22 protein-coding genes are annotated in these 19978 nt (G+C 70.9%); 7 read left to right on the forward strand and 15 right to left on the reverse strand.

Features of this window, described 5'->3' with window-relative positions:
- Window positions 1–1044, reverse strand: coding sequence for a hypothetical protein (locus ACTIE5_RS00695; protein WP_439547763.1), 1044 nt, complete (start codon window positions 1042–1044; stop codon window positions 1–3).
- A 148-nt stretch (window positions 1045–1192) separates the two neighbouring features.
- Here ACTIE5_RS00695 and ACTIE5_RS00700 point away from each other — a divergent pair, with 148 nt between their 5' ends.
- Together ACTIE5_RS00700 and recQ are read left to right on the forward strand one after the other, a co-directional pair.
- Complete coding sequence (locus ACTIE5_RS00700) at window positions 1193–1606, forward strand: OmpA family protein (protein ID WP_439547764.1); 414 nt, start codon at window positions 1193–1195, stop codon at window positions 1604–1606.
- A 102-nt stretch (window positions 1607–1708) separates the two neighbouring features.
- On the forward strand, window positions 1709–3532 hold the full coding sequence (recQ, locus tag ACTIE5_RS00705) for a DNA helicase RecQ (protein WP_439547765.1): 1824 nt from the start codon (window positions 1709–1711) through the stop codon (window positions 3530–3532).
- Window positions 3533–3570: 38 nt separating this feature from the next.
- Here the strand turns inward: recQ and ACTIE5_RS00710 are convergent, their stop codons facing one another.
- Window positions 3571–4554, reverse strand: a complete 984-nt coding sequence (locus ACTIE5_RS00710; RefSeq protein WP_439547766.1) for a Bug family tripartite tricarboxylate transporter substrate binding protein — start codon at window positions 4552–4554, stop codon at window positions 3571–3573.
- A gap of 143 nt (window positions 4555–4697) precedes the next feature.
- Between ACTIE5_RS00710 and ACTIE5_RS00715 the strand changes: the two genes are divergently transcribed.
- The gene (locus tag ACTIE5_RS00715) at window positions 4698–5105 is read left to right on the forward strand and encodes a YkvA family protein (protein ID WP_439547767.1); all 408 of its coding nucleotides are present in this window, start codon (window positions 4698–4700) and stop codon (window positions 5103–5105) included.
- 3 nt (window positions 5106–5108) lie between these two features.
- On the opposite strand, the gene zigA is transcribed toward ACTIE5_RS00715, so the two are convergent.
- The gene (zigA, locus tag ACTIE5_RS00720) at window positions 5109–6308 is read right to left on the reverse strand and encodes a zinc metallochaperone GTPase ZigA (RefSeq protein WP_439547768.1); all 1200 of its coding nucleotides are present in this window, start codon (window positions 6306–6308) and stop codon (window positions 5109–5111) included.
- On the reverse strand, window positions 6305–6925 hold the full coding sequence (locus ACTIE5_RS00725; protein ID WP_439547769.1) for a DUF1826 domain-containing protein: 621 nt from the start codon (window positions 6923–6925) through the stop codon (window positions 6305–6307). The genes zigA and ACTIE5_RS00725 overlap by 4 nt, the downstream gene beginning before the upstream one ends.
- 187 nt (window positions 6926–7112) lie before the next feature.
- Between ACTIE5_RS00725 and ACTIE5_RS00730 the strand changes: the two genes are divergently transcribed.
- Together ACTIE5_RS00730 and ACTIE5_RS00735 are read left to right on the forward strand one after the other, a co-directional pair.
- Window positions 7113–7583, forward strand: coding sequence for an SRPBCC family protein (locus tag ACTIE5_RS00730; protein ID WP_439547770.1), 471 nt, complete (start codon window positions 7113–7115; stop codon window positions 7581–7583).
- 53 nt (window positions 7584–7636) lie between these two features.
- Entirely contained in the window at window positions 7637–8593 is a 957-nt protein-coding gene (locus ACTIE5_RS00735; protein ID WP_439547771.1) for a polysaccharide deacetylase family protein, read from the forward strand.
- A gap of 313 nt (window positions 8594–8906) precedes the next feature.
- On the opposite strand, the gene ACTIE5_RS00740 is transcribed toward ACTIE5_RS00735, so the two are convergent.
- The 6 genes from ACTIE5_RS00740 to ACTIE5_RS00765 form a co-directional block, all read right to left on the reverse strand.
- Window positions 8907–9335, reverse strand: coding sequence for a hypothetical protein (locus tag ACTIE5_RS00740; RefSeq protein ID WP_439547772.1), 429 nt, complete (start codon window positions 9333–9335; stop codon window positions 8907–8909).
- Between the two features lie 122 nt (window positions 9336–9457).
- The gene (locus ACTIE5_RS00745) at window positions 9458–11182 is read right to left on the reverse strand and encodes an ABC transporter ATP-binding protein/permease (protein WP_439547773.1); all 1725 of its coding nucleotides are present in this window, start codon (window positions 11180–11182) and stop codon (window positions 9458–9460) included.
- Between the two features lie 31 nt (window positions 11183–11213).
- Window positions 11214–11660: a DUF1499 domain-containing protein gene (locus ACTIE5_RS00750; protein WP_439547774.1), complete on the reverse strand. Its 447-nt coding sequence runs from the start codon at window positions 11658–11660 to the stop codon at window positions 11214–11216.
- Window positions 11657–11917 carry a DUF3253 domain-containing protein gene (locus ACTIE5_RS00755; protein WP_439547775.1) on the reverse strand — a complete coding sequence of 87 codons (261 nt, stop codon included), beginning with the start codon at window positions 11915–11917 and terminating at the stop codon, window positions 11657–11659. The genes ACTIE5_RS00750 and ACTIE5_RS00755 overlap by 4 nt, the downstream gene beginning before the upstream one ends.
- Entirely contained in the window at window positions 11914–12507 is a 594-nt protein-coding gene (locus ACTIE5_RS00760) for a pyridoxamine 5'-phosphate oxidase family protein (RefSeq protein WP_439547776.1), read from the reverse strand. Before ACTIE5_RS00760 ends, ACTIE5_RS00755 begins: the two co-directional genes overlap by 4 nt.
- Before the next feature lie 24 nt (window positions 12508–12531).
- On the reverse strand, window positions 12532–13509 hold the full coding sequence (locus tag ACTIE5_RS00765) for an NAD(P)/FAD-dependent oxidoreductase (protein WP_439547777.1): 978 nt from the start codon (window positions 13507–13509) through the stop codon (window positions 12532–12534).
- Window positions 13510–13969: 460 nt separating this feature from the next.
- Here ACTIE5_RS00765 and ACTIE5_RS00770 point away from each other — a divergent pair, with 460 nt between their 5' ends.
- The gene (locus ACTIE5_RS00770) at window positions 13970–14341 is read left to right on the forward strand and encodes a response regulator (RefSeq protein ID WP_439547778.1); all 372 of its coding nucleotides are present in this window, start codon (window positions 13970–13972) and stop codon (window positions 14339–14341) included.
- Window positions 14342–14414: 73 nt separating this feature from the next.
- Here ACTIE5_RS00770 and ACTIE5_RS00775 read toward each other — a convergent pair whose 3' ends face one another.
- The 5 genes from ACTIE5_RS00775 to pcaF all read right to left on the reverse strand — a co-directional run bounded on the left by ACTIE5_RS00775 (window position 14415) and on the right by pcaF (window position 19620).
- On the reverse strand, window positions 14415–15764 hold the full coding sequence (locus ACTIE5_RS00775; protein ID WP_439547779.1) for a class-II fumarase/aspartase family protein: 1350 nt from the start codon (window positions 15762–15764) through the stop codon (window positions 14415–14417).
- A gap of 138 nt (window positions 15765–15902) precedes the next feature.
- Window positions 15903–16445 carry a protocatechuate 3,4-dioxygenase subunit alpha gene (pcaG, locus tag ACTIE5_RS00780; RefSeq protein WP_439547780.1) on the reverse strand — a complete coding sequence of 181 codons (543 nt, stop codon included), beginning with the start codon at window positions 16443–16445 and terminating at the stop codon, window positions 15903–15905.
- A 12-nt stretch (window positions 16446–16457) separates the two neighbouring features.
- A complete protein-coding gene (gene pcaH, locus ACTIE5_RS00785; protein ID WP_439547781.1) occupies window positions 16458–17162 on the reverse strand; it encodes a protocatechuate 3,4-dioxygenase subunit beta in 705 nt (234 codons plus the stop codon).
- Between the two features lie 7 nt (window positions 17163–17169).
- Complete coding sequence (gene pcaDC, locus ACTIE5_RS00790) at window positions 17170–18309, reverse strand: bifunctional 3-oxoadipate enol-lactonase/4-carboxymuconolactone decarboxylase PcaDC (RefSeq protein ID WP_439547782.1); 1140 nt, start codon at window positions 18307–18309, stop codon at window positions 17170–17172.
- Window positions 18310–18411: 102 nt separating this feature from the next.
- Window positions 18412–19620 (reverse strand): 3-oxoadipyl-CoA thiolase, encoded by a 1209-nt coding sequence (pcaF, locus tag ACTIE5_RS00795; RefSeq protein WP_439547783.1) that lies wholly within the window; start codon window positions 19618–19620, stop codon window positions 18412–18414.
- A 126-nt stretch (window positions 19621–19746) separates the two neighbouring features.
- Between pcaF and ACTIE5_RS00800 the strand changes: the two genes are divergently transcribed.
- Window positions 19747–19929: a hypothetical protein gene (locus ACTIE5_RS00800; RefSeq protein WP_439547784.1), complete on the forward strand. Its 183-nt coding sequence runs from the start codon at window positions 19747–19749 to the stop codon at window positions 19927–19929.
- The last annotated feature ends 49 nt before the right edge of the window (window positions 19930–19978 follow it).

The following is a 19978-nucleotide window of genomic DNA, read 5'->3' on the forward strand; positions in this document are numbered from 1 at the left end:
TCAGGGCTCGTCCGGCGGACGGTAGAGGGAGGTCAGCGACAGGCGCCGCAGCGTGTTGCGGGCCAGGGCCTCGATCTCCCGCCGGTCGGTGGTGTCGGGGTCCACTGTCATCCAGGCGGCGGAAAGCCGGCGCCAGAAGACGGAGATGTCGAGCAGCCGGTCCCGGTAGCCATCCTGTTCCAGGATCAGCCGCGTCGGCGCTTCCAGCGGCAGGGGGCGGCGCATGGCTTCCTCCGCCGCGGCCAGGATGGCGGCGCTGGCGCGGCGGGGGCGGTTGATCTGGGGCAGCAGCCCGTCCATGGCGCGCGTCAGCAGCCCGCCGCCGACCCAGCCGCGATCGGCGCCCAGCGTCTGGCGCGTGCGCAGCACCACCTTCTCCATCGCCGCATAGTCCGGCTGCGCGGCGGCGGTGGCCAGCACGCGGGCATGGGCATTGGCCAGGCGCTGCAGGCGGCGCGCCAGGGGGGCGACCGTCGCCATCGGGAAGCCGAAGCGGGTGATGCAGCGGGCGACCGCGGCCTCGAACATCCCGGGGCCGGGGGGGACGCGGCGCATCGCCTCCGCCAGCGCCTGGCCTTCCTCCCCGGCCTGGGAGGCCAGGCGTTCGACCATGGCGGTGGTGGCGGCGTAGAGGTGGTGCTCCTCCGGCACCTCCTCCTCCTCATCCAGCAGGGGCCCTGGCATGGGGTCCCCGGGCAGGATGCGGTCCACGCAGCGCAAAGCGGCGGGGATCAGGCGCAGCAGGCGGAAATCGCGGCTGCCCGGCGCCAGGTCGAACAGCTGGTGCGCCGTGTCGATATCCACCAGCAGGCGGAGATGGGCGAAGGACCGCACCACGGCGATGCCGCCGCTGGCATCCCGTTCGAAGCCCAGGCCGGGTTCGTGCATCCAGGGCGCGTGGAAGTTGAAATGGGTGGGCGGCCAGGCTTCCCCGGGCTCCGCGCCCGGGAAGGCGACGGGGTCAAAACGACGTGGGTCCGGCAGGCCGGCGCGAGGGGCCGGATTGCTGGCGTTGTCCGGGGCGTGGGTGGCTTGATCGGGCACGGTCGCAAGATGCGGGACGAATGCTTAACGGGAGGTGGCCACACAACCGGAATGCGAGTGGCGGAAAAGCGGAGCCGTCGGCACCGCGTGATTGACGCGCGGCGGCCGAGCGGCGACCAATGCGGCAATCGATCTGGGGAGTTGTTGCATGAATCGTCGCGTCCTGGGCCTCGCCGCCCTTCTTGCCCTGCCGCTGGCCGCGGCCTGCGCGCCGACCGACCCCATGGGCGCGCAGCTGGCGGCCCAGCCCGTGCGCGTCGTGTTCTTCGAGGATGACAGCATCGGCGTGAGCGAGGAGGCCAAGGCCGTGATCCTGGATGCGGTGGCGGTGGCCAGGCGCTACCCCGGCGCGCCGGTGCGCGTGCTCGGCTTCTCCGCGCCGGAGCCCGGCCTGGCGCCGACCGTCGCGCTCTCCCGCGCCCGGGCGGAACGCGTAGTGAATGAGATGGTAGCCGCCGGCGTGCCGCGCGCGCAGATCACCCAGCAGGGCCGCGGCGCCGTCGCCTTCGATGCCGCCCCGATCCAGAGCCGCCGCGTGGAGATCCATATCGGCGGGAACTGAGGGACGATGCGCTTGCGCATCGCCGCATGACGCGGGCCCCCGGGCATGGCACAGGATGCCATGCCCGATGATGGCCGATTCTCCGCCGTAACCAGCCCTCCCATGGAAAGCCTCGTGGACCCTGTCGAGGTTCTGGGCCGCGTCTTCGGCCACCCCGGCTTCCGCGGGCGGCAGGAGGAGGTGGTGCGCCATGTCGCGGGCGGGGGCTCCGGCCTCGTGCTCATGCCGACGGGCGGCGGCAAGTCGCTGTGCTTCCAGGTGCCGGCGCTGTGCCGGGAAGGGGTGGGGGTGGTGGTCAGCCCCCTCATTGCCCTGATGGAGGACCAGGTGGCGGCGCTGCGCCAGCAGGGCGTCGCCGCCGCCGCGCTGCATTCCGACCTGCCGGAAGGCGAGGCCCGCACCGTGCTGCGGGACCTGCATAGCGGCGACCTCAAGCTTCTCTATGTGTCGCCGGAACGGCTGACCCTGGAGGGGATGCTCAACCGGCTGGAGGAACTGCCCATCGCGCTGTTCGCGGTGGATGAGGCGCATTGCGTCAGCCAGTGGGGCCATCACTTCCGGCCGGAATACAGGACACTGGGTGTCCTGTCCGAACGCTTCCCGCGCACGCCGCGCGTGGCGCTGACCGCGACGGCGGACCAGCGGACGGTGGAGGATATCCGCCGGCAGCTGGGGCTGCAGGATGATCCGGTGTTCCGGGGCGGCTTCGATCGCCCGAACATCCGGATCGAGGCCGTGCCGCGGGAGCAGGAACGCGCCCAGCTTCGTGCCCTGCTGCGGGAGGAGAGCACGAAGGGCGGCGCCGGCATCGTCTATTGCGGCACCCGCAACAAGACCGAGCAGACGGCGGAATGGCTGCGGGGCGATGGCGTGGACGCGCTGGCCTTCCATGCCGGCATGGACAGCGGCGCGAAGCGCGACGCGCATCGCCGCTTCGCCCGCGGCGACAGCGTGGTGATGTGCGCCACCATCGCCTTCGGCATGGGGATCGACCGGCCGGATGTGCGCTGGGTGGCCCACCTCGACCTGCCGAAGTCGCCGGAGAGCTGGTACCAGGAGATCGGCCGCGGCGGCCGCGATGGCCTGCCGGCCCGCGCCCTGCTGCTGTATGGCGCCGGCGACATCGCGCTCGCCCGCCACCGGATCGAGGAAAGCCCTGCGCAGCCGGAGCAGAAGCGGATCGAGCGCCAGCGGCTGGACGCCATGGTCGCGATCGCGGAGGCCGCGACCTGCCGCCGCCAGATCCTGCTGCGCTGCTTCGGGGAGGATGACATCCCCCCCTGCGGCAATTGCGACGTCTGCCTGACGCCGCCCAAGCTGTTCGACGGGACGGTGGCGGCGCAGAAGATGCTCTCCGCCGTGCTGCGCACCGGGCGGCGCTTCGGCGTCGCGCATGTGGTGGACGTGCTGCGGGGCAAGATGACGGAGAAGGTCGCGCAATTCTCCCATGACCAGCTGCCGACCTTCGGCGTGGGCAAGGATCTGTCCGAATTCGCCTGGCGCGGCGTGGCGCGGCAGCTGGTGGCGCGGGGCGCGCTGGACGTGGCGGTCGAGAACCATGGCGAGCTGGTGCCGACCGATGCCGCCCGCCCGATCCTGAAGGGGGAGGAGAAGGTGCTGCTGCGGGAGGATGTGCTGCGCGCCGGCAACGCCCCCTCCGGCAGCGGGACGCGCGGCGTGCGCGGCGGTGGCGGCGGCGCGCCGGTCGGCGACCGGGTGTTCGAGGCGCTGCGGGATTGGCGGCGGGGGGAGGCCCAGGCCCAGCAGGTGCCGGCCTATGTCATCTTCCAGGACAAGACATTGGCGGAAATCGCGGCCGGCCGCCCGCGCAGCCTGGACCAGCTGGGCGCCATTCCGGGCGTCGGGCGGACCAAGCTGGACCGGTATGGCGACGAGGTATTGCGGGTGCTGCGCGGCTGCGACTGAGGCCGTCGGGGGAAGCATGGCTCCCCCCGACAGGGTCTTCAGCTCGGCGTGGCGCCGGAGGCGCGGACGATCGGCGACCAGCGCGCGACCTCCCGGTTCACGAAGGCCTGGACATCGGCGGGGCCGGTATCCGTCATCGGCAGCACGCCGAGGCCGGCGATGCGGTCCTTCATGCCCGGTTCGTTGATCGCGATGGTGAAGGCTTCCCGCACGCGCGCCACCACGCCCTCCGGCAGGCCGACGGGGCCGGCCAGGACGAACCAGTTGATCGCCGTCGCGCCGGGGAAGCCGGCCTCCACGATGGTCGGCACGTCGGGGAAGGTGGACATCCGTTCGCCGCTCGTGATGGCCAGCGCCCGCAGCGTGCCGCCGCGCACGCTGCCGGCATGGGCGCCGAGCGTGTTCCACAGCGAGTGGAGGCTGCCGCCGAGCACCTGCTGCTCGGCCTCTCCGCCGCCGCGGAAGGGCACATGGAGCAGTTGCACCCCCGTCTCGCTGGCCCAGAGCATGCCCGCCAGGTGGCCGACGGAGCCGATGCCGGCGGAGCCGTAGCTCATCGCCTCCGGCCGCGCGCGAGCGGCGGCCAGGTAGTCGGCCATGCTGCGGATCGGCCCGTTCGGGCGAACGCCGACGACCATCGGCGCGCCGCCGACGAGCATGACGTAGGAGAAGCTGCGGCGCACATCGTATGCCAGGTTGGGGAACAGCGTCTGCGCGATCGCCATCGGCCCGGCATTGGCCAGCACCAGCGAATAGCCGTCCGGCCGTTCCGCCGCGATATGCGCGGTGCCGACGGTGCCGCCGGCGCCGGGGCGGTTGTCCAGCACGACGGGCTGGCCGAGCACGCGTTCCAGCGTCGGCGACAGCAGCCGCACCACGCCGTCGGAGGTGCCGCCGGCCGAGAAGGGGCTGACGATCCGGATGGGGCGGTTGGGGAAGGCCCCCTGGGCGAGGACGCCCGCGGGCAGCAGAAGGGGAAGGGCCAGCGCGGTGGCGCTGGTCAGCAGGTGGCGGCGGTTCATTTGATCATCCCGGCAGCATTTCATGGGCCCGGTGTGCACGGGAAAGAGGCAATCCCCTTCCCGCGCCCGACAGGCGCCAGGGGCCAAGCAAGCCACGCGCCATCGATCACGGCTTCGTGCGTGGCGGGCGGGCGGGGGGATTGATGGAGCGGCTGAAGGGATGGGCGGGGGCGCTGAAGCGATGGGCAGGGGCGCTGAAGCGATGGGCGGGGGCGCTGAAGCGCCGGGCGATCCTGCTGTGGTTGGCGGCGCGGGACAGCCGCGTGCCCTGGGCGGCGCGGCTGCTGGCGGCGGGGATCGCGGCCTATGCCTTCTCCCCCATCGACCTGATTCCGGATGTGATCCCGGTGCTGGGGCTGCTGGATGAGCTGATCCTGCTGCCGGGCCTGGTGTGGCTGGTGCTGCGCATGATCCCGGCGGGGCTCAAGGCCGAATTGGGGGCGGAGGCCGCGCGCCTGGCCGCCCGGCCCGTCAGCCGGGGCGGGGCGGTGGCGGTGGTGGCGCTGTGGGCGGTGGTGCTGGGCCTGGCCGCCTGGTGGTGGCTGGGCTGAGGGTCAGCCCTGCCGCCAGGCGGGGAAGGGATCGGCGAAGCGGCCCCAGGCCCTGGGGCCGCCGCGCATTTCCTCATCGGTCAGCAGGCAGGCATCGAGGGCGATGCGCAGCAGGCCCTCCTCTATGCCGATACCGATGAAGACGATCTCCTGCCGCCGGTCGCCGAAGGGTTCCTGCCAATTGGCCATCACGCCGCGGCGCCAGTCGGCATCCTCGGGCCAGCGGTCCCGCGGCTGGGCGGCCCACCAGACGCCCGCGGCCTCATGCTTGCCGACGGCGCCGGCCAATTGCCAGGACCCCGCCCAGGGCATGCGGGTGGCGAGCCAGAAGAAGCCCTTGGCGCGGATCACGCCGGGCAGGGGGCTTTCGATCAGCCGCTTGAAGCGGGCGGGGTGGAGCGGCTGGCGGGCGCGCCAGACGAAGCTGGTGATGCCGAACTCCTCGCTTTCCGGCAGATGCTGGCCGGACAGCGCCTGCGCCCAGCCGGCGGCCTGGGAGGCTTGCGCGAAATCGAAGCGGCCGGTGTCCAGCACATGGCGCAGCGGCACCTGGCCCTGGACGCTGGCCACGATCTCCGCCCGCGGGTTGAAGGTGGCGAGGATGCCGGCCAGTCGGCCGAGTTCATCGGGCGTGACGCGGTCCGCCTTGTTGACGACGATGACGTCGGCGAATTCCACCTGTTCCACCAGCAGGTCCACCAGCAGGCGCGTATCGTCATCGCCGGTCGCCTGGCCGCGGGCGCGCAGGCTGTCGGCGCTGCCGTAATCCGCCAGGAAGGCGGCCGCATCCACCACCGTCACCATCGTGTCGAGCCGGGCGATGTCACCCAGGCTGAAGCCGTGTTCGTCCCGGAAATCGAAGGTGGCGGCGACGGGCATGGGTTCGGCGATGCCGGTGCTCTCGATCAGCAGCGCGTCGAAGCGGCCTTCCTTCGCCAGCGCCGTGACCTCCTTCATCAGATCCTCCCGCAGCGTGCAGCAGATGCAGCCGTTGGACATCTCGACCAGGCGTTCCTCGGTGCGGGAGAGCGCGGCCGTATTGCCGACCAGCGCCGCGTCGATGTTCACCTCCGACATGTCGTTGACGATGACGGCGACGCGCAGGCCCTCCCGGTTCGCCAGCACATGGTTCAGCAGCGTGGTCTTGCCGGCGCCGAGGAAGCCGGAGAGCACGGTGACGGGCAGGCGGGGATCGGCCTTCATGGCGCGGGGAACCTTCCGGCCTCATCGAGGCAGAGCACCAGGCGCGGGGGCGCGTCATCGGGGTTGGGGGGCGAACGGTGGATGCAGCCATGGCCGGCATTGCCGGGCCAGGCCTCCCCCTTCAGCACCGCGACATCGCCGGTGCCGAGGCGGTGCGGCCGCATCATGAGGTGCGCGGGGTCGAGCCGCCGGGCCAGCGCCGCGCCGCCATCGAGGTCCAGCCACTCCGTCCCCGGGCCGGCATAGGTGCAGAGCAGGCGGAGCCCGACAGCATCGGCATGCCAGCGATGGCAGCCGCGGCCGCGCAGCGCCTCCAGCCGGATGCGGAGGCGGTCCTGGCCCAGCAGGGTGGCGAAGCTGGTGGCGAGGACGAGGATATCGGCCCGCAGGGGGTCGGGCAGCGAAAGCTCGCCGTCGAGGGTGGCGATGGCGGCGCCGGGGGCATCCTCCGCGATCGCCACGAAGGGGCCGCGGGCGAGCAGGGGCGCGAGGCCGGCGAAGAGGCAGAGTGGCGGGCTGCGCCGCCAGGCCGCGATGTTGGTGCCATCCCGCAGAACGGGGGCGAGGGTGGCGACTGCCGTGAGGGGGGAGGGGTTGTCGGCGAGGTCGAGCGGCATGGCGGGTGGTCCAAATGGTACAGTATAACATAACGTGACGGGTCGATCTGGCAAGGACCTGGTGACGCGGGCGTGACTGGACGGGTCGGGGGGATGGTGATTGGTTGGCTAAGTGGTTAACCAATAGGTTGCGGCGCCGGCCAGGCGCGACCAGGCCGCGACTGCGCGGGGGGTGACGAGGATGGCTGTGAACGACACTGATGCGGACCTGGTGCAGACCCGCATCCTGCCGGTGCCGCCGCGCCTGGTGTGGCGCTGCTGGACGGAGCCCGCGCTGCTGATGCGCTGGTTCACGCCGCATCCCTGGAAGACCACCCATGCGGAGGTGGACCTCCGCCCCGGGGGCATCTTCCACACCGTGATGCAGGGCCCCGAGGGCCAGGTGATGAACGAGCCGCCGGGCTGCTGGCTGGAAGTGGTGCCGCATTCCCGCCTGGTCTGGACCGACGCGCTGCTGCCAGGCTTCCGGCCGCGCCTGAACCCCTTCATCACCGCCATCCTGACCTTCGAGGAGGTGGCGGAGGGCACTCGCTACACCGCCCGTGTAATGCACAAGGATGCGGCGGACCGCGACCGCCACGCGGCCATGGGGTTCGACCAGGGCTGGGGCGCGGCGCTGGACCAACTTGTGGGGGTTGCCCGCGGGCTGGAGGCTTGACCCACCCGGCACCGCCCCCGATCTGCCGGCGACGCAACGACGGGAGAGGCGGGATGGCGATCGGACGGCGCGCGATGATGGGCGCGGCGGCGGGGCTGCTGGCCTCGCCGGTGGTGGCGCAGCCGGCGCGGCGGCCGCGCGGGCCCTTCTGGCCGGGAGGCGCCAGGCTCGCCATCGGGGTCTGCATGATGTTCGAGGCCGATGGCGGGCAGCCCGCCATGTGGCAGAACGGGCCGCCCGGCACGCCGCAGACCGGGCAGCGCTTCCCCAACCTGCCGATGATCCAGGGCCGCACCTATGGTGCGAAGGAAGGCGTGCCGCGGCTGCTCGACCTGTTCGACCGGCTGGATATCCGCGTCTCCTCCTTCATGATCGGGGAGACGATCCGGCGATACCCGGACCTCGCGAAGGAGATCGTGGAGCGCGGGCATGAGGCCGGCGGCCGCGCCATCCGCCACGCGCCGCAATACCATCTGCCGAAGGAGCAGGAGCGGGACTTCCTGCGGGAGGGGTTCGAGGCGCTGCGCAGCGCGACGGGCCTTTGGCCCAAGGGATTCAATGCCCAGGGCCTGCAGGGCAGCGTGAACACCAACGACCTGCTGCAGGAGCTGGGCCTGGTCTATTCGATCGACGACCGGTCCCGCGACGAGCCCTGGATCCAGGCGGTCAACGGCGACAAGGAATTGTGCCTGGTGCCCTATATGGGCCACGTCAACGATTTGAATTTCTTCCAGAACCAGCAGCGCAGCCTGGACGATTACGAGCAGATGCTGCGGCAGGAATTCGAGGTGCTGTACGAGGAAGGCGCGGCGCGCCGGCGCATGATGAGCGTGCCGCTGCATGATTTCGTCGCGGGCCGGCCGGCGGTGATCCCCTCCGTCCAGCGGTTCCTGCATTGGGCGGGGAAGCATCCCGGCGTGTGGTTCGCGCGGCGGGACGAGATCGCGGAATGGGCGCTGGGCCCGGGGCGGGCGCTGACGCCGCGGGATGCGCCGGTGCTGCCGGGGTGATGTTTCCCTGGGGCCGCTTCGAGGAGGCGGCTCCCGGGCGCATTGGCGGCGTAGGTGCTGGATCGCGGCGACTACGATTTGGGGCACCGTCCAATCTGGACCAGCGCTCGGGGAGCTTGTCCGTGCATGCAGGCGGATTGGCTGCGAAGGGCGGGGAGCGCAACAAGCAGAAGCGAGCCGCTGGTGCAAAAATCAAGAATTTCGCAATGGCACGGCGTGGTGATGGAGCGCATGGTCTATGATCTGCGCAGCGAGCAGTTTTCGCCACGCTATACGACAAGCTGAGAGGAGTTGCTTAGGGTATAGCGGCTGTTTAGCTTTTGCTTTCTTTGATTAAAGCATCCATTTTCTTTTCCACCCTCTCAATCATATCCTTCTCTGGCGTCAGGATGCTATCGGCAATATCTAGGGGATTTGCTAACCTAATTGCTGCTACAGCACCGCCCGCGATCACACCAGCGGCCAGGCCAACTGATTTGATAAACACGTTAGAATTTCCGGTTATTTCGTCGCCCAGATGCATTCCCTGCGTTATTGTCACGAGACCCTTGTCTGCGATGTGTCCAGCAAGCCTCGAACCGATTCCCATGACATGGCCCTTTTTCGTGGAGAGGCGTGAACCCACACTCTTAGACGCCAGTTGAACCACAAGCCGGTCAACACAAGGACGATACATAGCGGGTGCAGACTGAGCAAGAGAAATTTCGAAAATATCAACAAACGTTATCGGAATATGTTGCATAATTCAGAAATTGTGCACTAGCTCCGGGCCCAGGAATTTCAGTGAGATAGGTTATGCAGGAATCCGGTGCGTATGTCCGCACCGGGTCGCAAGCAGCCATCCCGCCACACCCGGCTCCCCCGCTACCCCGCCCGCAGCGCCCCCTCCGCCACCACCAGCCGGCGCCCGTGGAATTGCGCCACGGCCGGGCGGTGCGCGATGGAGAGCACGGCGGTACCGGGCAGGCGGTCCGCCACCAGGCGGTACAGCGCTTCCTCGCCGGTCGGGTCCAGGCTCGCCGTCGCCTCGTCCAGGAACAGGAAGTCCGGCTTCACCAGCAGGGCGCGGGCGATGGCGAGGCGCTGTTGTTCGCCGCCGGACAGGCGCCGGTCCCAGGCATCTTCCTCATCGAGCCGGTCCAGCAGGTGGGGCAGGCCGGCGGCGGAGAGGGCTTCGCGCACCGCATCGTCGGGCACCGCCGTGGCGTCCAGCGGGTAGCAGACGGCGCGGCGGAGGCTGCCCAGCGGCAAATAGGGGCGCTGCGGCAGGAACAGGGCGCGGGCGCCGTCGGGGATATGGGCGGTGCCCTGGCCGAAGGGCCAGATGCCGGCGAGTGCCCGGAACAGCGTCGATTTCCCGCTGCCGGAGGCGCCGGTGATGAGCACGGCCTCCCCCTTCTCCAGCCGGAGCGAGGCGCCGTGCATGAGCACGCGGCCGCCGGGCAGGCTGATGGTCACGTCGTCCAGCACCACGGCGGGATCGGTGCCGGGGGTGGCGCGGACGCCATCGGTGGCGGCGCGGGCGATCTCGATCGCGCGGCGGAAGCCGGTCAGGCGCTCGACCGTCGCGCGCCATTCCGTCAGCCTTGCGTAATTGTCCACGAACCAGGACAGCGCGCCCTGCACCTGGCCGAAGGCGGAACTCGTCTGGATCAGGCCACCGAGCGGGATGCGGCCGGAGAAATAGGCGGGGGCGGCGACGACGATGGGGAAGATGCTGGCCACCTGGGTGAAGCCGGCGGTGAAGAAGGTCAGGCGCTTGGTGGCGGTCATGATGCCCCACCAGTTCTCCGTCAGCGCGTTGAAGCGGGCGAGCAGGCCGCGCTTCTCGTCGGCCTCCCCCTGGTGCAGCGCCACGCCTTCGACGTTGTCGCGCAGCCGGACCAGGGCGTAGCGGAAATCGGCCTCGACGCGTTGCTGGAGGAAGTTGAGGCGGATCAGCGGGCGGCCGATCAAATGCGCCAGCCAGGTGCCGATGACGGAATAGAGGATCGCCACCCAGACCATGTAGCCGGGGATGGTGATGCCGAAGACCTCCAGCGGGCCGGACAGCGACCAGAGCACGAGGATGAAGGAGAACAGCGTGACGACGCTGTTCATCAGGCCGAGGCCGAGGGAGAGCGTATCGTCTACGTAAAGCCGGAGGTCATCGGCCAGGCGCTGGTCGGGGTTGTCGGTCGCGGGGTCCGTCAGCGCGATGCGGTAATAGGCGCGGTCGGCGAGCCAGCGGTCCAGGTAGTCCTTGGTCAGCCAGCGGCGCCAGCGGATCTGCAGGGCCTGGCGGAGATAGAGCTGGTAGACGGCGATCAGGATGTAGGCGATCGCGACGACGGTGAAGCCGGGGAACCAGGTGCCATCGGCTTCTCCGCCGAGGAACAGCAGGGACCAGAAGGTGGCGGCGTCCTTCGCCTCCAGCGCGTTGTAGAAGGCGCGCTGCCAGTAGGTGAGGACCACCGTCATGCCGACCAGCGACAGGTTCAGCACGATGACGGCGCCCAGCAGCAGCAGGCCGCGGCCGCGCTCCTCGCTCACCCAATAGGGGCGGGCCAGGGTCCAGGCATCGTGCAGGAAGGAACCGAGGCGTCGCATGGCGGGGAATCCTGGAGGAGCCCCGCCAGTATCAGGGGGCGCGCAGTGCCCCGTCCATCCGCGCGCGCCATTCGGCGATGCGGCGCTTGTTCACGCCAAAATCGGAATAGCCGATGAGGCTGCGGGAATAGAGGAACATGCCGGACCCGCCGGGCAGGGGCACGATCTGGCCGACGACGATGTCCGGGAAATTGGCGAGGCGGGTGCGGACCACCCATTGCACCTGCCGCCGGTCCGGCCATTCGGCCATTTTCCAGGTCCGGGCCTCCCCTTCGCCCAGCATCCGAAGCGCGGCCCAGGCGGCTTCGGGGGAGACGGGCAGCAGGGGCGTCGTCTCATGCCGTTCGGCCGTGGCGCCGGCTGGCGCGGCCAGGTGGGCGTTGGGGGAGGGGGGCAGGACCAGGCCGTTGAAGTCGACCGGTTCCGCTTGCGGCAGGCCGGCGGTGCCGCGGCCCAGCAGCAGGGACAGGGTGCTCATGTTGCTGACTTTCGCAGGCGGATGACGCCGCGGATTTCCGCGGTGGGGTCGACGGGCTTGCCCTTGCGCAGCACCTCCACCTGCCCGGCCAGGGCCAGGCGGATGGCGGCGGCGCGGATCGGGCCCATCAGGCGGCGCCAGGTGGCTTCGTCGTCGGACAGGGCGCGGGCGACCTCGCTCGGGCAGATGCTCTTCTCCGCCCCGCGTTCGCTGGTCTGGCGGAGGATCTCGGCCTCCAGCGCCTCGGCATTCGTCATGGGACGAGCCAGGCGGCGCTGGGGGTGCCGCTGGGGATACTGGCCTGGTCCCAGGCGAAGCGCGCGCGCCGGTGCCCGCCGGCGGCGAGGTGGAGGGATTCGAGGGTGTGGAGGTGCAGGATCACCGCGCAGAAATGCGGCCGGCCCGCCTGGCTGTCCAGCGGTGCGGCGGGCGGGGCGGGCACGGCTTGCCCGGGGGCGGGTTCGATCGCGTAGCACATCCGGCTGAAATCCCTGCTGGCCGCCCAGGCTTCGTCGGCCAGGGCATCGTCCCGGTGCAGCGTGGCGCGACCGCCGAGGCGAAGCTGCAATTGCGCGCCGGCATCATAGAACATGAGGGTGGCCCGCGGTTCCGCCGCCAGTTCCGCCACCTTCCCCGCCCGCGCATCCGTGTGCAGGCGAAGCTGGCGGGTGGCGGGATCGATGCCGCGCAGCACCACGGTGCGGGCCTGCGGCGTGCCATCGAGCCCGGTGGTGGCAAGGACCGGCGTGTGGAAGGGGTGGCGCCGGTCCGCGACCCCGCGCGCGACCATGGCGAGGGCCCAGCCCAGCGTGTCCTCCAGCGTCGCGGGCGCAGCCTGGCGGGTCATGCGGGGCAGGTCATCGGGGGCGGGTCATTCCATTCGGATCGCGGCGGCCATGGCCGTGCCGCTATCCACCGCGGCCTCTGCCCGCGCATCGATCGCCCAATCCCCGCCGGCGCCGAGGCCGAGGGCGGGGTCCCAGAGGCAGGGGGCGCCGAGCGGCTTTTCCACCAGCGCGTAGCGCCAGCGATGCGCCAGGCAGACCAGCGTCGGCGGCAGGGGCTGGCCCACCAGTTTTTCCAGCGCATCGCGCAGCAGCAGCGCGACCTCCGCCGGGCGGCGTTCCAGGTGTTCGCGGGTCCAGGCGGGGCTGGCCTGGACCACCCAGTTCTCCTGTTCCGCGTTGCGGCCGGGCTTGGAACTGTCCCGCGCCGCCCAGCCGATCGGCCCGCCGGTCAGGCGCAGCGTGTCCTGCAGGGGCAGGCGGGTCGGGAAGGCCACCATCAGCGTCCAGCATGGCGCCATGACCACGCCTTCCAGCACCAGCGCCAGATGGGGCGCGGGGCCGGCCAGCAGCGGGATCGCCTGGGGGGAGGGGATGGCCAGCGCCACCGCGTCGAAGGGCCCGTCCTCCTCCGGCGGGGCATCCGGGGCGTTGCCGCCTGGCGTGACCAGCGCGGCATCGTGGTGGCGGACCATCCAGGCGCCGGGGCTGCCGGTGATCTCCACGACATGGCGGTTCGCCGTGATGTCGAGGCCGTCCGCCATGCCGCGGCAGATGATCGCCATGTTCGGCTGGCCGACCCAGCGCTTCTCATCCGGCCAGTTCATCGATTTCGTCACTTCCAGCACCGCGGCGAAGTGCAGGCCGCGCGCGGTCAGGTACTGGGCGCCGTGGTCGAAGGCATGGGTGACGCCGTCCACCTCCACCCGCCTGGTCGCCATGCGGCCGCCGGGTCGGCGGCTCTTCTCGAAGAGGCGCACGCGGGCGCCATGGGCTTCGAGGGTCTTGGCGCAGGTCATGCCGGCAAGGCCGGCGCCCACGATCGCGATGTTCTGAGGAACCATGCCTGCGTGTATGGCGCGGCCGGAGCCGGAGGCAAGGGCCGCGACGCGCCCCAAGGGGCGTGCCTTGGGCGCGACGCGCGCCCATTGGGCATGCCGTAGGCGCGAAGCGCGCCCATTGGGCATGGCGTGGGCGCGAAGCGCCCCCAAGGGGACATCCCGTGGGCGCGAAGCGCCCCCAGGGGGACATCCCGTGGGCGCGAAGCGCCCAACGCCCCATCCTGGGGCGGCGGTTCTGGGGCATCGGCCGTCACCGGCCGACTCGCCCTTCTGGCGTGGATCGCGGCGGCTGCATCGGCGAAGGGTGTTGATCGCTTGTTAACCGATGCCCTGATCGCGGCAGGACCATGGTGTTTTCCCGTCACAGCGTCACCCCCGTCGCCGGCATCACGCAGTCGTGCCACCGACCGCCCATCCCGTGGCCCGATCCGGGCGCTAGGCTGGGCATGGAAAAGGGGACCCCATGGCAGAGGCCCGGCATGTTCTGCTCGTCGAGGATGATCCGCTGGTCCGCATGACCCTGGTGGAGGGGCTGACGGATTCGGGGTTCGAGGTGCTGGAGGCGGAGGATGCCGAGATGGCGCTGCGCATCCTGGCCCGGCATCCCGAGATCGCGCTGCTGCTGACGGACATCAACCTGCCGGGCGCGGATGGCTTCGCGCTGGCGCGGGCGGCGCGGGTGCTGCGACCGGACCTGCCGGTGATCTATGCCTCCGGCCGGTTCCGCCAGGCGGAGCCGGGGCGCGGCCTGGCGGGGGCGCCCTTCCTGGCCAAGCCCTTCAGCGTGGCCTGCGCGGCGGCGACCATCGCCTGCGCGATGCGGGCCGCCAGCTAACCCCCGGCGGCGGGCCGCCAGCTAACCCCCCGGCGGCGTGCCGCCAGCTAACCCCCCGGCGGCGTGCCGCCAGCTAAACCGCGGCGCGGGCCAGCACCGCGTCGATGAAGCCCTGCGTGGCGCCGAGGTAGCCGGCGGGGTCCGTCAGCTTCGCGATGCCCGCCTGGTCCAGATGCGTCGTCACGCGGGATTCGCGGGCCAGCGCCACATCCAGCGTCACGCCTTCCGCCAGCGCCACGTCGCAGGCGTGGTGCACCACGTCATGCGCCACGCCGCGGCCGAGCAGGGGGGCCAGGCCCATCATCACCGCCTCCGCCACGATCAGCCCGCCGGAGGCATCGAGGTTGCGGCGCATCCGCGCGGCATCCACCACCAGCCCCTCCGCGATCAGCAGCGCCTGGGCCATGGCGCCATGGGCGTAGAGGAAGATGGGGGCGAGGGCCAATTGCTCGATCTGCATCGGGCCGGCGCCGCGTTCATGGTCATGCGCCATGGCGCCCAGCACCTGCGGCACCAGGGCCTGGGCGGCGCGGGCCTGGGCGATGACGTATTCGCAGGCGATGGGGTTGCGCTTCTGCGGCATGGTGGAGGACCCGCCGCGGCCCGGCGCCGAGGGTTCGCTGGCCTCCGACACTTCGGACTGCATCAGCAGCATCACGTCGGTGGCGGGTTTCGCCAATACGCCGCACAGCATGCCGAGCCAGCAGGCGGCTTCCGCCGTGCCGTCCCGCGCCACATGCCAGGGGATGGCGGGCAGGGTGAGGTCAAGTTCCTTCGCCAGTTCCGCGGCGCAGTCCCGGCCCCGGTCGCCCAGCGAGGCAAGGGTGCCGACGGCGCCACCGAATTGCAGCTTCAGGATGCGCGGCAGCGCCTGGCCCAGGCGTTCGCGCATGGAGATGAGCGGATCGAGCCACAGCGCGGCCTTGTAGCCAAAGGTGATGGGCAGGGCCTGCTGGGCATGGGTGCGCCCGGCCATGACGGTGTGGCGGTGGTCCCGCGCCAGCTTCGCGAAGGCGGCGATGAGGCGATCGAGGTCGGCGGCGATCAGCGTGAAGGCATCGCGCATCTGGAGCACCAGGGCGGTGTCCACGATGTCCTGCGTCGTGGTGCCCCAATGGGTCCAGCGGCCCGCATCGGCGCCGGCAGCGGCGCTGAGTTGCTTCACCAGGCCAACCACGGGAAAGCCCGTGTTGCGGGTGGCGGCGGCGAGGGCGGGGATGTCCAGCGTTTCCACCCGCGCGGCGGCGGTGATGGCGGCGGCGGCCTCCCCGGGGATCATGCCGAGGCGGGCCTGGGCGCGAGCCAGCGCCGCTTCGGTGTCGAGCATGCGCTGGAGGAAGGCGCGTTCCCCCATGGCGGCGCGCATCGCATCGGTGCCGTAGACGGCGCCGAAGACGGGGCCATCGGCAGGGGAGACGGTCATGGGGGTTCTCCGGGGGCGCACCAGACCCCCACCCCAACCCTCCCCCGCAAGCGCGGGGGAGGGAGCGGCGGCGGCGGTGGCAGAAAAGCCCTCCCCCGCGCTCGCGGGGTGAGGGTTGGGTGGGGGTTCTCCCGCCCTTCAGACGTCGAGGAAGACCGTCTCGCCTTCGCCCTGGAGCACGATGTCCAGGGTCCAGACGCCATCGCCGGCCGGCTTCGCGACCAGCGTCGCGCGGCGGGCGGGGTCTTCGACCATCGCCAGCACGGGGTCGGTGGCGTTCAGGGCCTCGCCCTGGAAATAGGCGCGCGTCACGACGTGGCGCATCAGGCCGCGGGCGAAAAGGGTGATGGTGATGTGCGGCGCCTGGGTGGCGTTGCCGAGGCCGGGGACGGGGCCAGGCTTCACGGTGGTGAAGCGGAAGCGGCCTTCGCCATCGGTGGCGCAGCGGCCGAAGCCGTGGAAGCCGGATTCATAGGCGCCGTCCGGGCCGGCCTGCCAGATCTCCACCAGGCCATCGACCACGGCGGCGCCGTCGCCATCCGTGATGCGGCCGGTGAGGGTGACGCGTTCGCCCTGCGCGCCTGCATTGGGGCCGTCCGCGCGAAGCAGGTCCGCCCACTCAGGAAAATCGATCATGTGCCAGTAGGGGCCGGCGGTCTGGTGGGCCGTTGCGGGTGTCATGGCGCGTCCCCCTTACGCATTCTCGAAGGGCGTGGCGTCGCGGCCGCGCAGCACGATGTCGAAGCGGTAGCCCAGCGCCCATTCCGGCTTCGTCACATCGAGGTCGAAGCTGGAGACCAGGCGGTTGCGCGCGGCCTCATCCGCCGTGGTGTTGAAGATGGGGTCCAGCGCCAGCAGCGGGTCGCCCGGGAAATACATCTGGGTGATCATGCGCTGCGCCCAGCCGGCGCCATGCAGGCCGAAATGGATGTGGATCGGCCGCCAGGCATTGTGGTGGTTCCGCCAGGGATAGGCGCCAGGCTTGATGGAGACGAAGGAATAGCGGCCATCGGCATCGGTGAAGATGCGGGCGCGGCCTTCGAAATTGGGATCGAGCGGCGCGTCGTGCTGGTCCCGCGGGTGATGGTAGCGGCCGGAGGCATTGGCCTGCCAGACCTCCACCATCGTGTTGGCGCAGGGGCGGCCATCCTCATCCGTCACGCGGCCGGCGACGATGATCCGCTCACCCAGCGCGCCCTTGCCGTTCACCTGGCTCATATCGGCCTGGGTGCCGTAGAAGCGCTGGTCGAAGCGGGGCGCGGTGGTTTCCGTCAGCGTGTGCGGGACGCGCAGCATCGGCTGCTTCGGGTGGCGCTTATGGGTGCTGCCATAGGACGGGGCGTCATAGGGCGGCTGGGTCGCCGGGTCGGGCCTACGATAGGGGACTGGGTCGCTCATTCTCGAGTCAGCCTTCCTTGAGCACGTTCTTGGCGATCTTAAACGCGGAATTGGCCGTTGGCACCCCGGCATAGGCGCCGACCTGCAGCAGCACCTCCCCGATCTCCTCCGGCGTCACGCCGGTGTTGCGGGTGGCGCGGACATGCAACTCGAACTCCTCATGCCGGCCGAGGGCGGCCATCATGCCGAGGGTCAGCAGGCTGCGGGTGTGGCGCGGCAGGCCCGGGCGGGTCCAGACGCCGCCCCAGACATTGGCCGTGATCCATTCCTGGAAGGCGGCATCCAGTGGCGTGATGTTGGCGCTGGCGCGGGCGACATGCGCCTCCCCCAGCACCTGCTTGCGGATGGCGAGGCCCGCATCATAGCCCGGCGGGGGCGCGAAGGCGGCGAAGTGGCCGAGGATCGCGGCGGTGGTGTCGGCGGCGCGTTCGAAGGTCGGCAGGTGGCCGCCCTCGGGGATTTCCACGTAGCGGCTGCCGGGAACGGCGTCCTGGATGGCGCGGGACATGGCCGGCGGCGTCGCGATGTCGCTGGTGCCGACGGCGACCGTGGTGGGGCAGGTGATCTTCCCCGCCACGTCCACCGCACGGGCATCGCGGAGTGCGGCGGCGGAACCGGCATAGCCGCGGCGATCCGTGCGCAGCAGCATCTGGCGCAGGCCCTGGGAGGAAGCGAGGGAGGGATCCACCACCCAGCGCGGCATGACCACTTCGACCAGCGCCTGGGTGCCGATCTCCAGCACCGCGTCGATGCGATCCTGCCAGGCCTGGGGCGGCGGGAATTCCAGCGCGGTGTCCATCAGGATCAGCGACGCGACGCGATCGGGCGCCAGCACCGCGAGTTCCATCGCGATGCGCCCGCCGATGGAAAGCCCCAGCACATGCGCCTGCCGGATGCCGAGCGAATCCAGCAGCGCGACGGCATCCCGCGCATGGAGCGCCATGGAATAATCGCCATCCGTGACGCCGGACATGCCATGGCCCCGGAGGTCCATGCGGATGACGCGGTAGTGGCGCGACAGGGCCGCGGCCTGCGGATCGAACACGTGCAGCGACGTGCCGATGGAATGCAGCATGAGGAGGGGCGGCGCTTCCGCCGGACCCTCCACCACCGCATGCATAACGATGTCCCCGAGTTGCAGAAACATCCTGTTCCCCCGCACTGCCCCGGCGCGATCCGTATCACTTCGTTGCGCTGTGCGGGAGAGACCTGGGGCCTGATTCCAGACCCGTTTTGAAGTTGTCGAGTGTCAGACCCGTTCCAGCACCATCGCGATGCCCTGGCCGACGCCGATGCACATCGTCACCAGCGCGTAGCGCTGCTGGCGGTTGTGCAGTTCCTGCACCGCTGTCTGCACCAGGCGGGCGCCGCTCATCCCCAGCGGGTGGCCGAGCGCGATCGCGCCACCATTCGGGTTCACAAATTCGGCATCGTCGGGCAGGCCGAGGTCGCGGGTCACGGCCAGGGCCTGGGCGGCGAAGGCCTCGTTCAGCTCGATCACCGCGATGTCGGACAGGGACAGGCCCGCCTTGGCCAGCACCTTGCGCACCGCCGGCGCCGGGCCGAAGCCCATGATGCGCGGCGCGACGCCGGCGGTCGCGGCCGCGACCACGCGCGCGCGGGGCGTCAGGCCGGACTTCGCCGCCATGGCTTCGCTGGCGAGGATGATGGAGCAGGCGCCGTCATTGACGCCGGATGCATTGCCCGCGGTCACGCTGCCGCCTTCCTTGCGGAAGGGCGTGCCGAGCTTCGCCAGCGCCTCCATCGTCGTGTCGGGGCGGGGGTGTTCGTCCCGGTCGACGATGATCGGGTTGCCCTTCCTCTGGGCGATGGAGACGGGAACGATTTCCTGCGCGAAGCGGCCGCTGGCCATCGCCGCGCCGGCGCGCTGCTGCGAACGCCAGGCGAAGGCGTCCTGGTCCGCACGGTTGATGCTGAAATCCTGGGCGACGTTCTCCGCCGTCTCCGGCATGGAATCGATGCCGTGGGCGGCCTTCATCCTCGGGTTCACGAAGCGCCAGCCGATCGTCGTGTCGTAGATCTCGGCGGCGCGGCCGAAGGCTTCCGCCGACTTGCCCATGACGAAGGGCGCGCGGGTCATGCTCTCCACCCCGCCGGCCAGCATGAGGTCGGCCTCTCCGGCCTTGATGGCGCGGGCGGCGATGCCGACGGCATCCATGCCGGAACCGCAGAGGCGGTTGACGGTGGCGCCCGGGATGCCCTCCGGCAGGCCGGCCAGCAGGGCGGACATGCGCGCGACATTGCGGTTGTCCTCGCCCGCCTGGTTGGCGCAGCCGAAGATCACGTCATCGACGGCGGCCCAGTCCACGCCGGGGTTGCGGGCCATCAGCGCCTTCAGCGGCACGGCGCCGAGGTCGTCCGGGCGGACATCCTTGAGCGCGCCGGCATAGCGGCCGATGGCGGTGCGGGCGGCGTCGCAGATGAAGGCGTCGGCCATGGTGGGGGTCCCCTCTTTCGTGGCGCGTTGGTGCCGCCGGGCGGCGCTGGCGTCAACCGATCCCCCCGGCGAACCCGCCCGGTTGCCGCGCGTTCGGGACGCCATGCGAACGGAAGGAAGCGGCGGATGAGTGGTTCACAGGAACGCGGCGGCGGGAGCAATACCGGCGTCCAGCCCGAACGGAAGCCGGACCCCGGCCCGGCGCCGGTCGGCCCCGCGGTGCATGAGCCGCCGCAGCGGCCGGTGGAAGGCCCGACCGATCCCGGCCCGGCGCCCCCCGGCCCGGCGGTGCACCCGGAGCGCACCTAGCCTCCCGCGCCGCGTGCGCCCTATCCTGCCAGGCGATGCTTGGGGGGTA

It is taken from the genome of Falsiroseomonas sp. (genome assembly GCF_051859025.1).
GTDB lineage: Bacteria > Pseudomonadota > Alphaproteobacteria > Acetobacterales > Acetobacteraceae > Falsiroseomonas.